This window comes from Gemmatimonadaceae bacterium (genome assembly GCA_036003045.1).
Taxonomy (GTDB): Bacteria; Gemmatimonadota; Gemmatimonadetes; order Gemmatimonadales; family Gemmatimonadaceae; genus JAQBQB01.
Genome location: DASYSS010000046.1, coordinates 55122 through 68483, shown reverse-complemented (window position 1 = coordinate 68483; position 13362 = coordinate 55122). Strand labels below are relative to the sequence as shown.

Sequence of the window (13362 nt, the reverse complement as noted above, 5' to 3'; positions counted from 1 at the left end):
CGCGGCCTCGGTCAACAGATCCGCGGCAGCGGATCGCCGACCAGTAGATCCATCACGCGCCGGCCGCCGAACGCGGTGTTCACCAGCACCATGCCGGTCGCGTCGGTGGTCACCGTACCGATGACCGTCGCGCTTTCCGAGCCGGGGATCTGCCTGAGCAGTGACAGAGCCCGGTCCGCGGTCTCCGGTGCAACGACGGCGACGAACGTGCCTTCGTTCGCGACGTACATCGGGTCCATACCGAGTAGCTCGCAGGCGCCGGTGACGGCCGAGCGAACCGGGACGCGGCCCTCGTCGACGACGATGCTCACGCTCGACGCGACGGCCAGCTCGTTGAGCACCGTCGCGACGCCGCCGCGCGTCGCGTCGCGCATGCAGCGCAGATCGCCTCCGAGGTCGAGCAGTGCGTCGGCGGCCGGCCACAAGGGCCGTGTGTCGCTCAGAATCTCCGAGTCGAGCTCGAACTCGCCGCGCGCGAGCATGATGGCCATGCCGTGCTCGCCGATGAAGCCCGAGACGATGACGCGATCGCCGGGGCGCAGCCCCGCGGGCGATAGTCCGGCGCGCTGATCGCGCCGGCCGACACCCGTCGTGCAGATGTACATGCGATCCGCGTGACCGCGCTCGACGACCTTCGTGTCACCGGCGATGATCTCCACGCCGGCGACGTTCGCCGCGCGAGCGATGGCGGCGACCTCTTCGCGAAGCACGTCGGTGGACAGTCCCTCTTCCAATACCATCGCGATCGTGATGCCGAGCGGACGAGCGCCGACCATCGCGAGGTCGTTCACCGTTCCGTTCACCGCCAGCTCGCCGATCGAGCCGCCAGGGAATCGAAGCGGGCGGACAACGAAACTGTCGGTGGTGACCGCGAGGCCGACGCCGTCGACCGATATCGCGCCGGCGTCGTCGAGCAACGCGAGCGACGGCGAGGCGAACGCCGGCGCGAACAAGCCGCCGACCAGCGACGCCGTGGCTTTTCCGCCGGCGCCGTGGGCCATCGTGATTCGTTCGTCGAGAAACTTGGGAGCGCGCAACGCCACGGCGCGCGCTCGCGCGATCTTGTCGAGGGCTTCCCGCTCTCGCTCGTCGACGATCGAGCCGTTGGCCGGCGTGATGCGCGTGGCGGTCATGAGACCATCTCTGCCGGTCGTCCGCGCGGGCGACGCGTCAAGCGTCCGAAGTTGTAGTAGGCCGCGCACGCCCCTTCGCTCGACACCATGCAGGTGCCGATCGGGTGCTCGGGTGTGCACGCGGTGCCGAACACCTTGCACTCCCACGGCTTGATGACGCCTTTCAGCACCTCACCGCACTGACACGCCTTGGGATCGGCGATCCGCACGCCAGGCACCGAGAACCGCAGCTCGGCGTCGAACATCGCGTACTTGGGCGAGATCTTGAGTGCGCTCTGCGAGATGAAGCCGAGTCCGCGCCACTCGAAGTGCGGTCGGAGCTCGAAGACGTCGGCGAGCACGCGGAACGCCGCGGCGTTGCCTTCGGCCGGCACGACGCGCGTGTACTGGTTCTCCACCTCGCACCGTCCCTCGGCCAACTGGCGGAGGATCATGTACGCCGATTGCAGCACATCGAGCGGCTCGAAGCCGGAGATGACGACCGGCTTTCGGTACTCGGCGGCGATGAAGTGGAAGGGCCGCGCGCCGACCACCGTGCAGACGTGGCCCGGACCGATGAACGCGTCGAGCCGTAGATCGGGCGACTCGAGCAGCGCGCGAATCGGCGGTACGATCGTGACGTGGTTCGAGTACACCGTGAAGTTGGAGACGCGCTCCGCCTGCGCGCGAAGAATCGTGAGCGCCGTGGACGGCGCGGTCGTCTCGAACCCCACGGCGAAAAAGACGACTTCGCGGCCGCGGTTCGCCTGCGCGATGCGCAGCGCGTCGAGAGGCGAGTAGACCATCCGCACGTCGGCGCCGGCCGCCTTCGCTTCCGTGAGCGAGCCCCTGCCGCCAGGCACGCGCATCATGTCGCCGAAGCAGGTGAGAATGACACCCGGCTGCCGAGCGATCGCGATCGCGTCGTCGACGCGGCCCATCGGGATGACGCAGACCGGGCAACCCGGACCGTGCACGAGCTCGACGTTCGCGGGGAGCAGGTCGGCCACGCCGTATCGATAGATCGTGTGCGTGTGGCCGCCGCAGACCTCCATGATCTTGTAATGGCGCGATGGATCGGCGACCGCCGAGATCTGGTCCGCCAGTCGGGCGCCAAGCTCGGCGTTTCTGAATTCGTCGACGAATCTCATGGATTTCCCTCGACTCTCGACGCCAACGACAGCGCGACGCCCGCGTGCACGAGCACCTCGACTCCCGGTTTCGCCTCCGGCGTCAGCGCGAGCATCACCTCGGACTGCCGACCTTCGTCGTCGACGCAGACGGCGATCGCGCCGTCGGCGTCGACGGAGAGCACGCGCATTCGATTCGCCTCATCCGAGCAGGTGATGCAGTGCGCGAGGTCTTCGCAGTCGACGTCGCGGCGCACCGTCATTCGCGGACGCTCGCCCGGATTTCGTTCACCTCTTGCTGATACTCGGCACCCATTCGCTCGAGCAATTCGAGCGTCGCCAACGCCTCGCTTTCGTCCACACGCGAGATCGCGAAGCCGACGTGAATCAGCACCCAGTCACCGCTGGCGACCGCGACGGGCGCCCCGTCGAGCAGCGCGACGTTGATGGTGCGTCGAACCCCGGCAACGTCGACGCGGGCGAGCCGGCGCTCCGCGTCGACGACATCAACGATTTGGCCCGGAATCGCGAGACACATTCTTCCTCCGCCACGCGGCCGCGACTGCTTGGCCATAGGACAAACCGCCATCGTTCGGCGGCAGGAGGCGCGGCACGAGAACGCGATGGCCGCTCGCGGTCAACGCGAGGGCGAGCTCCTCGAGCAACAGCGTGTTCTGAAACACGCCACCCGAGAGTGCGATCGTGCGCGAACCGCGAACCTCCGCTCCGAGTTCGGCGACTAGCCGTGCTGCATAAACAAGACCGCCGTGCACGCTCGATGCGATGTCGCCCGCCTCACGACCGTCGCGTACGTCGTCGTATACCGCACGGACGAGTTCGCGCGGATCGATGACGAGCTGGTCGTCGATCTTCTCAATCACGATCGAGTTTTCGTACACGCCGGCGCTCGGCGATCCGCCGCGCCGCGCACGCGCGCGGCGATGAGCCTTTGCAGCCGCCTCGAACTCGATCGCGGCTTGCGCCTCGTACGTGACGCGCGAGCGGACTCCGCTCATCGCGGCGCATGCGTCGAGCAACCGCCCAACACTGGTCGTAACCGGCAACGGACCGGCGAGAGCCAGACGACTCACGGCGCGCCATTGCTCCGGCGCCACCGTCTCGCGCAGCGGCGCGGGAATCGCCGGCTCGACGCCAAACGCGTCGGTCAACCACGCGCAGGCCATTCGCCACGGCTCGCGTACGGCGCTCTCCCCTCCCGGCATGCGCACGGCACGGAGATGCCCGATGCGAATCGAATGTCCGATGTCGCCGTAGAGGATCTCTCCACCCCAGATCCTGCCGTCGGCGCCCAAGCCCGCTCCGTCGAAGACGAGTCCTATCGCCGGGCCGGTCTCGCCGTGCTCCGCGAGGCACGCCGCGAAGTGCGCGTGATGATGCTGTACCGCGATCGGCTCGAGCTCGCCGCGGTCGAGCGCATAGCGCGTCGACGCGTAGTCGGGGTGCAGATCATGAGCGACGATCGCCGGTGGCGCGCCGATCAACTGGGCGAGATGGTCGACTCCCCGAGAAAAGGCGACGAGGGAGCTCATGTCGTCGAGGTCGCCGACGTGCGGACCGACGATCGCCTCGGAGTGCCTGACGACACAGGCCGTGTTCTTGAGTTGTCCGCCGGTGGCCAGAATCGTTTCATTCGAGCTCAGCGGGACGGGTATCGGTTGCGGCACGAAGCCGCGCGATCGCCGAATGAAGAGCGGCTGTCGGCGCTCGGCGACGGTCACGACGCGCACGACCGAGTCCTCGCACGCGGCTTCGATCGGCCGGTCGTGGGACAAGAACAAATCGGCAATGGCGGAGAGCCGGTGTACGGCGTCGTCGTCGCGAAACGCGATCGGCTCGTCGCTCACGTTTCCACTCGTCATCACCAACGCGCCGTCGGCGTCGGCGACGAGCAGATGATGAAGCGGCGTGTACGGCAGCATCACGCCCAACTCATCGCGCGCCGGAGCGACGAGCTCGGCGACGAGAGCACCCGGCTCGGCGCGCGCGATGACGATCGGACGGGCGTCGCTCGTCAGGAGGTCCGCCTCGGCGTCGTCGAGTCTGACGAGCCTTCGCGCGGCGTCGAGGTCGGCGGCCATGAGCGCGAACGGCTTGTCGTCGCGCTGCTTTCGGCGGCGAAGACGCGCGACCGCCGACGCGTTGTCGGCGCGACACGCGAGGTGGTAGCCGCCGAGTCCTTTGACCGCGACGATGGCGCCGTCTCGTATCGCGGCGGCCGCGCCGGCGATTGCATCGGATGGCCCCGCCGACACGACCACTCCCCGCGGATCGCGCAGCGACACCTTTGGACCGCAGCGCGGGCACGCGTTCGGCTGAGCGTGAAAACGCCTGTCGGCGGGATCATCGTACTCGGCCTGGCACTGCGGGCACATCGTGAACGCGGCCATCGTCGTCGACGACCGGTCGTAAGGAACGCGCCGAGCGATGGTGAAGCGTGGGCCGCACGCCGTGCAGTTGATGAATGGGTAGCGATATCGGCGGTCCGCCGGATCGAAGAGCTCGCGCAGACAGTCGGAACAGGTGCAGAGGTCGGGCGGCAGCAACGCCGCCGCGGTTCCCTGTTCGCCGCTCGTGGCGACCACGAATTCGTGATCGCCGATGCTCGCGATCTCCTCGACGCTGACGCGACCAACGCGCGCGTGTTTCGGCGCCTCGCGCACCAGTCGCGAGAGAAAGCGGTCGATGGCCCGGTCGTCTCCCTCCAACTCGATCGTGACTCCGCCCGGACCGTTGCGGACGAAACCGCTCAGCGCGAGGGCCCTGGCCAGCCGAAACACGAACGGTCGGAAACCGACGCCCTGCACCGTGCCGCGCACGTCGACGCGCACGCGGCGAGATGTGACAGGCACGGCCTGCGTCGTGGCGAAGCCCGTCACGGTTTGCCCTCGCTTGGCGCGCGCATGGTGCGCAGGCGTGCGTACAATGCGGCGCAGAGCCAAATCAGCGGGAAGGCTGTCACCACGGCGAGGCCGACGGTCGCGAAGCTGGTCGATCCAATCGTGGCAAGTCCCGCCGCGCCACTGAGCTCGAGGGCCGCGATCACGGTCGCCGCTACGGCGGTAAGTCCGGTGACGACGAGGTTGTATCGAGCGCGCCGGGCGGGCTCGCGCTGCGCCCAGGCGTATGCGCGGAGCATGAACATTCCTTCCGCGGTGTCGACGAGCGCCATTCCAGCGGCGAATGAAAGCGGGAGCACGAGAACCGCACGGAGCGGCAGAGCGTGAGCCGCCGCGCTCGCCGCGATCGCGAGCAGCGCGATCTCCGACGCGGTGTCGAAGCTCAAGCCGAAGAGAAATCCGATGACATACATCTCCGGCGCGCGCCGGACGAGCCGCAGAACTCGGCCGAAGAGGCGCGCCATTGGGCCGCCCGGACTCGTCGTCGGCGCGCCTCGCCCACCACGCATGGCGCGTAACGTGTCGCGCACGATGAGCGCGTTGAGCACCGCCATTACGAGCATGAAGGCCGACGACGTCGCAAGTCCGATCTGCCCACCGAGCGCGCGGAGCAGCGGCCACGAAGAAGCGCGCGCCGGTTCAGTCGCGCGCGCGAGCCAAAGGACGAGAAGAAGAACGACGGTGGAGTGACCGAGCGAGAAATAGAAGCCGACGCCGTTCGCGCTTCGGTTTCGCGCGAGGAGCTGTCGCGTGGTCCCGTCGATGGCAACGATGTGGTCGGCGTCGAAGCCGTGTCGCATGCCCAACGTGTACGCAACACCGGCGAAACCGACGATCATCGGCCACTGCGGCTCGGCGGCCGCCACGAGCAGCCCCGCTACGGCGTGCAAGCACGCGACGACGACGACCAAGGCGAGAACCATTTCCCAGGTACTTGTCGAGAACGGCTATGCGCGTGGGTGGTCGCGCGGCGACTGGAGGATGCACGAAGCGTGCACGACCCGTGATTTGCATCACGTCCTCGGTGGCCGGGCGCGCGTCGGCATCGCGGAGAGGGCTTGTCGGACCCCTGCCGTTCTCATTCGTGCGAGGAGCATCGAGGCGGCGATCACCGCGCCGAGGGAAAACCCCGAAAGTACGATCGTCCACGCGTCGACGCGGGCGAGATTGGGCATCACGAGCCAATACGAATCGACGTAGTGGAACGCGAGCAGCAGCGCACAAAGAACGGTTAGCGCGCCGCCGCTTCGTCTAGTCCGGCCCAATAGGAGAATGAGAAACGGAATAGCGCCGCCACTGATCAGGATCGCGAGGGCGACGCCGCCCCACGCGCCGTGCGCGCGTTCGACATACCACGTGACTTCGCGCGGGATGTCGCCGCTCCAGATGACGATGTACTGCGCGAAGCCGATGTAGGCCCAGAACAGCACGAACGTCAGGAGCAGGCTGCCGAGCGCGAGCCAACGGTTTCGCGCAACGGGATAGTCGTCCGACCTGGAGCGCGCGAGAATCGCCAGGAGCGCGAGCGCCCCGATCATCCCGCCCGCGAACCAGTAGACGCCATAGACCGTCGAGTACCATCCGACCGACAGCGACATCATCCAGTCGAACGACGCGAAGGTCATCGTGATCGCGAGCACGACGAGTCCGCCCGACGCGAATCGCGACGACCGCTTCGAGGAAAGAAGTCGCTGCCCCATCACCAGCCAGATGGCCCAATACACGACGGCTCTCGACACAACGAACCAGGGCGCGAGGTATTGCGCGCGCGCCGAGCCTGGCGGCGAAGGCGAGCTCGTGTAATTCCAAATCGCGACGGCAACCGGAACCACGCCGAGCAGCGCGAGCACCGGTAAGGAAGCCAGGATCCGCTTTGCGGGTTGCTCGAACGAAGCGAACCAGGTCGCCGTGGTGAGTTGGGCGATCATCGTCATCGCCATCGTGCCGAGCACGACGCTCAATGTCGCGACATACGCGGTGAGCAACACGGCCGCCGTCTGCCGCGCCGCCAAGACGAGCCCGGCGATCGTCACCGCAACGCATATGGTCGCGAAGGTCGCCAAGCGGTTCGAGACTCGGGCGCCAGTCATGGGTGCGGTAGCGGGAGCTGAAGGATCGTTCGGACGCTCGCGCCTGCCCTCTCCAACGAGTCGAGCGCGCGGAGACGAGCTGCTTGCGCGGAATCGGCGAAGGTTGCGAGAGTGCGCGGCGAGCTCGCGATGGTCTGCATGTACGCGAGCACTGCCGTGCGTGCGCCGGGCGGCAACTGCCAGCCGAGCGGCGGCATTCGCCCGATCCCATCCGTCACAATGGTCATGAGCGCGGCGGAGGACATACTCGACACGCGAACCGTGCGAAGCGACGGCGGCCGCCGCTCTCCGAGGTTTGGCGCGATCGGGCCGCCACCGAATCCCCCGGCCCCGTGACAAGGAGCGCACGAGATGGCGTACTGCTTCGCGCCGTTGACCGGCAGGCGTGGGGGCCCGTCATCTCGCGCGATCGTGTTCGCCGGCGGCGCCTGCATGACAGCCCCGTTGGGGAAGAATCCGCTGGCGTCATATGCGTCGTACCGCTGCTGGCGCCGCATGCGCTCGAAGTCGCGCGCTTCTCGGCGACTCGAGGTGTGCCAGCACGCGAGTGTGGCGGCCACCGCCGCCAGGCGCGCGCGCGAGAGGATGCGGCTCATCCGCGCAGACATGTCAGTCGAGCGGCGGCACGCGAACGACATGGCGCGCGCCGAGCACCGCCAGGTCGGCGGCGGTTCGACGCGCATCCACGCGGTCGTCGGTCATGTCGATCGCGACCCAGCACCGGTCGATCGACGCGCGCTCGAAGCCGTCCGCCTCGAACATCGGATGCCACGGCCGGGGCAAGCGCAACAACCAGAACAGGCCGACGAAAGCGGCGAGCGAAGCGCACAACACCGTCGCCTCGAACGTCGGGATGATGAACGCCGGCGTCGCGTGGGCCGGTCGCCCGCCGATGTTCAGCGGATACGAGACGGCGTTCGCGTACCATTGAATCCAGTAGCCGAGTACCGCGCCGGCGAGCCCGGCGAGAAAGACGACGACGGGAAGGCGCGAGGGCCGTGCGAAGAGCGGCCGTTCAACCTCGAGGATCGGGTACGGCGAGTACGCCTCGACCTTCGCATACCCGGCGCGATCCAGCTCGCGAGTGGCGCGAACGAGCGACTCCGCGTCCTCGAACTCCGCGGCGATGGCTCCGGACGGCCAGTGAGCGTCACGCATGCGGAAGACCGATCTCGCGCCCGCGATTCGCGGCCAGCTCGTGTCGCAATCGCTTGACTTCGCTGATCGCCACGAACGGCACGAAGCGAACGAACAACAGAAACAGCACGCCGAAAAAACCGATGCTGCCGAACAACAGCCCCAGATCGACCCAGGTCGGACGATAGAAGTGCCAGCTCGACGAGAGGAAATCCCGGTGGAGCGATACGACGATGATCACGAATCGCTCGAGCCACATCCCGACGAGAATCGCCAGACTGGCCGCGAACAGCACGGCCACGCTCGTTCGGCATCGCTTCCACCAGAAGACGTGCGGCGCGACGACGTTGCATGCGATCATGATCCAGTAAATCAGCGAGTATGTCCCGAACGGCCGCTCATGCAGGAACGTGAATCGCTCGTTCGGATCGCCGCTGTACCAGGCGACGAACAGCTCGACCACGTACGCGTAGGCGAGCAGCAGGCCCATCGTCAGGATGAGCTTGGCCATCGCGTTCAAGTGTCGCTCGGTGATCACGTCTTCGAGGCGGTATGCGGCGCGCAAGGGGAGCAAGAGCAGTATCACCATCGCGAACCCCGAGTAGATGGCGCCGACGACGAAATACGGCGGGAAAATCGTCGAATGCCAACCGGGCAGTTGCGCGATCGCGAAGTCGAGACTCACGACGCTGTGCACCGACACGACCAACGGCGTGGCGAGCCCGGCCAGCAGCACGAGCGCGAGCCGGTGACGCCGCCATTCGAAGCTCGACCCCCTCCATCCGAGCGCGAAGACACCGTATGCGATCCGCGCGGCCCGCGAACGCGACCAATCGCGAGCGGTCGCGAGGTCGGGCACCAGGCCGGCATACCAAAAGAGCAACGACACGGTGAAATACGTGGCGACCGCCGCGATGTCCCATGGCAGTGCGCTCTTGAAGTTGGGCCACACGCCCATCGTCGCCGGGTACGGAATCAGCCAATAGAAGAACCACGGCCGACCCAGATGCAGCAGCGGGAACAATCCCGCCTGCATCAGCGCGAAGATCGTCATCGCCTCGGCGATCCGATTGATCGACGCGCGCCAGTGCTGGTTGAGCAGCAACAAGAACGCGGAGATGAACGTCCCGGCATGTCCGATCCCGATCCACCAAACGAAGTCGGTGATCGCGAATGCCCAGGCGACCGGGATGTTGTTCCCCCACGTGCCGATGCCCTTGGCGACAGTAACCCACATGGAAACGACGAACAGCCCGGCGCCCACCAAAGAAACGATGAACAACGCCCACCAGATCGGCCCTCCACCGCGCAGAGGCGCAAGGAGCAGATCGGTCAACTGCTCGTCGGTTCCCTTGAACCGGAAGACCGGCCATTCGGGCGCGTCGGGTTCGGCTGGTCGCTGCTCCGCCGCTCGCGGTTCGACGGAGGTCGCGGTCATCCTTCGCGCGGCAGGTCGGCGTTCTGATTGCGAATGCGCGCCAGGTAGCTCACCCGGGGCTGCGTGCCAAGCTCGTGCAGCGCCGTGTAGGCGCGCGCCGCGTTCCGCGTACGCACGACCGCCGAGCCGTCTTCCGTGAGTGAACCGAAAACGATGGCGTTGGTGGGGCACGCTTGTTGACACGCCGTCCGCACTTCCGACCCGCGAAGCTGACGACCCTCGCGCCCCGCGCCGATCTCGGCCTCGCGAATTCGTTGCACGCAGAACGTGCACTTCTCCATCACGCCGCGTTCGCGGACCGTGACGTTCGGGTTCTTCGACATCAACTCCGTTTCCGAGAGGCGCGCGTTGTAGTCGAACCAGTTGAAATGGCGCACCTTGTACGGACAGTTGTTGGAGCAGAAGCGCGTCCCGACGCAGCGGTTGTACACCATCTCGTTCAGCCCGTCGGCGCTGTGAACCGTCGCCTCGACGGGGCACACGTACTCGCACGGCGCTTTTTCACAATGTTGGCAGAGCATCGGCTGGAGGAGCGCGGCGACCTCGTTTTCTCGTTCCTCGAAGTACCGGTCGATCCGCATCCAGTGCATGATTCGGCCGTTGCGCGCGTCGCCCGGGCCGACGACGGGAATGTTGTTCTCCGACTGGCAGGCGATGACGCACGCGTTGCATCCGATGCACGTCCCGAGGTCGATCGTCATCGCCCACTGGTTCGTGCCGTTGGCGAGCAGCCGTTCCGGAGGTTCCGGATACAACGAGAGGACCCGCTCCGGCCGCAGGCCGACGGTCGCGGGCGCCTTTCGGTAGTCGTCGAGCGTCGCCGCTCGGACCGGACGGCTCGCCGCGAGCGTCTCGTGCGTTTGCGCAATCACCAACGGGGTGGCGGTCCCGGTCGGCGCAATCGTCGCGCCATGCTCGACCCACGTATCGAACGTCGGCCACAGTTGATACACATTCGAGCCGACGCCTCGTGCGACCGATTCGCCGCCTGCGCGTCCGTAGCCGAAGTGCAGCGTGGCCGCGTCGTCCGCGTGGCCAGGTACGACGAGCACCGGAATCGTCAGCGAGCGGCCTTTCGCCGACAGCGTGACGACATCACCGCTCTCGAGCCGCGCACGTCTCGCGGTCGTCGGACTGATCAGCGCCGCGTTGCCCCACGCGAGCTGCGTGAGCGGCGACGGCAGCTCTTGAAGCCATGCGTTGTTCGAGAACGAGCCGTCGTGCACCTTCGGATCGGCCGAGTAGACAACGTCGATGCCGGCCCCGGCCCCGCTCTCCGCCGTGGGCGGCAAAACCGTCGCCGCGACGGCCGGGCCTGGCACCGCCGATGCCGCGGCAGGTGGGAAGGCCGTGTCGGCAACCACACCGCGACGCAGCGCGGACGTCCACGCCGCATCGGCGCCAGTCGAGACGCGGGTGTTCACCGAGGAGCGAAGAAGGGCGTACGCACCACCGTTCTCTTCAACACCGGCGATCACGGCGTACAGCTCCGGCGGCGTGATCGATTCGTAGAGAGGACTGACGAGCGGCTGCACGATCGAAAGCGTGCCGTCGTACGCTCGCGCGTCGCCCCACGACTCCAGATAGTGGGATTGCGGAACGAACCAGCGTGCGACCCGCGCGGTCTCGTTCTCGTAGAGCCCCACGTAGCCGACGTTGGGCACGCTTCGTATGAGCGACGCGAGAGCGAGAGCGGCGGGCGAAGCGTAAATCGGATTCCCTCCAACCACGATGAGCGTGTCGACCACCTTCGCGTGCAGCTCGGCGAGCAGCTCGGCGAAGGACCGGATCGGCACCGACCGGCCGATCAACGGGTTCGGAGCGTGCCACGCGAGACCCCCTGCCCCGGTCGCGCCAACGGCGCCATTCAACTGATCGACGATGCTCCGTTCTTCGGCCGACAGACGCGAGCCTCCGATGACAACGCTGCGACCGGGCCGGCTTTTCAGGTCTCTTGCGACCCCCTCAATCCACGCTGGTGCGCTCGGCCCACTCGAGTTCGCGACCTGAGCGATCAGAGCGCTCAGCACCATCGCGCGGTCTCGTGGTCGCACGGCGAATCGGTGGTCGGCCGCCGAGCCCGTCGGCGTGAAATCCGACTCGATCGCGTACAGGCGGTTCATCGCGTCGGTCGGAGCCTTCAGGCGGCGATTGTCGGCGAACTGGCGAGCGTATCGAAGGTGAAACGGACCGCTGGCCAGGAAGTCGGCGTCGACGGCAAGAATCACGTCGGCGCGAGAGACGTCGTGGTGCGGGACGAGCGGCGAGGTCGCGCGCTCCGCGACCATCGGCGCATACATGTGAACCGTCGCGCCCGGATACCGCTCCAACACCTTCGCCAGCAATTCTTCCTCGAGCGGCGACGACGTGGGCTCGATGAGAATTCTCAGTCGCTCCCCTCGAGATCCGACCCGCGCTCCCAGGCTCGACGGCGACAGTTCGGCTTGAATCTCCTTCCAGCTCGACCGTTTCTCTCCGATGCGGGCGAACTTCGCGCGATCCGGATCGTACAGTTGGAGAATCGACGCCTGCTCGATCGGGCCGCTGGCGCCGAGGCTCGCGGGATGATCGGGATTGCCTTCGATCTTCGTGGGCCGTCCCTCGTGGCTCTCGACGATCAGCCCCGTCGCGATTCCGTCGAGACACATCGCGGTCGCGTAGTGCTGACCGACGCCCGGCGTGAGCTCGGGACGATTGTCGACGTACGGCAGAATGTTTTCCGCCGGCATGCGAGTGCATCCGTCGAGTCCGGCGAGCGCGATGCTTGCACCGGCGAGCCGAAGAAACTCGCGGCGGTCGAGGCCCGCATCGCGCTCCCTGTCGTTCATCGGTGGCACGTGGAACAACTCGTGAGGCTCAATACGCCGTTCGTGTGCATCAGGCGCGCGCCGATCGAGTCGCGAGATCGCGCGGTGTGCGTTTCGAGCCAGCCCATCGTCGTGATTTCGTCGCGCGGCCGCAGGCTCGCCACCGGATTCCGATGGCAGCTGACGCACCATCCCATCGACAACGGCGTCGCTTGCGACACCTGCGCCATTTCGTCGACGCGTCCATGACACGACTCGCATCCGACGCCCTTGGCGACGTGGATCGAATGGTCGAAGTACACGAAGTCCGGCAACGCGTTCACGCGCCGCCACGGGATCGGCCGGCCCGACGCGAGACTCGCTCGCACGGGCGCGAACGTCGGAGACTCCTGGAGCGCTTTGGTGTGGCAGCCGACGCACGCCGTCGTCGGAGGAACACCGGCCGTCGCCGCGAGCTCGACCGACGCGTGGCAAAACCGGCAGTCGACGCGAAGCGAGTGCGCGTGTACGCGATGGTCGAAGGGCACCGGCTGGGCAACCATCCCCCCCTCACCGGTCGCGAATGGCGTGCGCACCCACGCCATCAGCGCCACCGGAAGTCCCACCACGAGCAGCGCAGCCACGAGCAACGATGCTCGCGCGAGGGAGTTCGTCCACCACGGAAAAAGCGCTGGCATCGTTCCGATTTTGACCTGCACCGGCGTTGCATGAATCGATCCCTCGCGTTCGT

12 protein-coding genes are annotated in these 13362 nt (G+C 67.0%); all 12 read right to left on the bottom strand.

Features of this window, described 5'->3' with window-relative positions:
* Window positions 1-11 precede the first annotated feature (11 nt).
* Window positions 12-1133 carry a hydrogenase expression/formation protein HypE gene (gene hypE / locus VGQ44_11780; protein HEV8447497.1) on the bottom strand — a complete coding sequence of 374 codons (1122 nt, stop codon included), beginning with the start codon at window positions 1131-1133 and terminating at the stop codon, window positions 12-14.
* A complete protein-coding gene (gene hypD, locus VGQ44_11775) occupies window positions 1130-2263 on the bottom strand; it encodes a hydrogenase formation protein HypD (protein HEV8447496.1) in 1134 nt (377 codons plus the stop codon). The genes hypE and hypD overlap by 4 nt, the downstream gene beginning before the upstream one ends.
* Window positions 2260-2505: a HypC/HybG/HupF family hydrogenase formation chaperone gene (locus VGQ44_11770; GenBank protein HEV8447495.1), complete on the bottom strand. Its 246-nt coding sequence runs from the start codon at window positions 2503-2505 to the stop codon at window positions 2260-2262. Before VGQ44_11770 ends, hypD begins: the two co-directional genes overlap by 4 nt.
* Window positions 2502-2780 carry a HypC/HybG/HupF family hydrogenase formation chaperone gene (hypC, locus tag VGQ44_11765; GenBank protein HEV8447494.1) on the bottom strand — a complete coding sequence of 93 codons (279 nt, stop codon included), beginning with the start codon at window positions 2778-2780 and terminating at the stop codon, window positions 2502-2504. The genes VGQ44_11770 and hypC overlap by 4 nt, the downstream gene beginning before the upstream one ends.
* Entirely contained in the window at window positions 2749-5139 is a 2391-nt protein-coding gene (gene hypF, locus VGQ44_11760) for a carbamoyltransferase HypF (protein ID HEV8447493.1), read from the bottom strand. Before hypF ends, hypC begins: the two co-directional genes overlap by 32 nt.
* Window positions 5136-6083 carry a hypothetical protein gene (locus VGQ44_11755; GenBank protein ID HEV8447492.1) on the bottom strand — a complete coding sequence of 316 codons (948 nt, stop codon included), beginning with the start codon at window positions 6081-6083 and terminating at the stop codon, window positions 5136-5138. Before VGQ44_11755 ends, hypF begins: the two co-directional genes overlap by 4 nt.
* 90 nt (window positions 6084-6173) lie before the next feature.
* Window positions 6174-7250 carry a hypothetical protein gene (locus VGQ44_11750; GenBank protein ID HEV8447491.1) on the bottom strand — a complete coding sequence of 359 codons (1077 nt, stop codon included), beginning with the start codon at window positions 7248-7250 and terminating at the stop codon, window positions 6174-6176.
* A complete protein-coding gene (locus tag VGQ44_11745; GenBank protein ID HEV8447490.1) occupies window positions 7247-7846 on the bottom strand; it encodes a cytochrome c in 600 nt (199 codons plus the stop codon). Before VGQ44_11745 ends, VGQ44_11750 begins: the two co-directional genes overlap by 4 nt.
* Before the next feature lie 13 nt (window positions 7847-7859).
* Window positions 7860-8408, bottom strand: a complete 549-nt coding sequence (locus tag VGQ44_11740) for a DUF3341 domain-containing protein (GenBank protein HEV8447489.1) — start codon at window positions 8406-8408, stop codon at window positions 7860-7862.
* Window positions 8401-9825 (bottom strand): NrfD/PsrC family molybdoenzyme membrane anchor subunit, encoded by a 1425-nt coding sequence (gene nrfD, locus VGQ44_11735; protein HEV8447488.1) that lies wholly within the window; start codon window positions 9823-9825, stop codon window positions 8401-8403. The genes VGQ44_11740 and nrfD overlap by 8 nt, the downstream gene beginning before the upstream one ends.
* Complete coding sequence (locus VGQ44_11730; GenBank protein HEV8447487.1) at window positions 9822-12653, bottom strand: 4Fe-4S dicluster domain-containing protein; 2832 nt, start codon at window positions 12651-12653, stop codon at window positions 9822-9824. The genes nrfD and VGQ44_11730 overlap by 4 nt, the downstream gene beginning before the upstream one ends.
* Window positions 12650-13309: a cytochrome c3 family protein gene (locus VGQ44_11725; GenBank protein HEV8447486.1), complete on the bottom strand. Its 660-nt coding sequence runs from the start codon at window positions 13307-13309 to the stop codon at window positions 12650-12652. The genes VGQ44_11730 and VGQ44_11725 overlap by 4 nt, the downstream gene beginning before the upstream one ends.
* Between the last annotated feature and the right edge of the window lie 53 nt (window positions 13310-13362).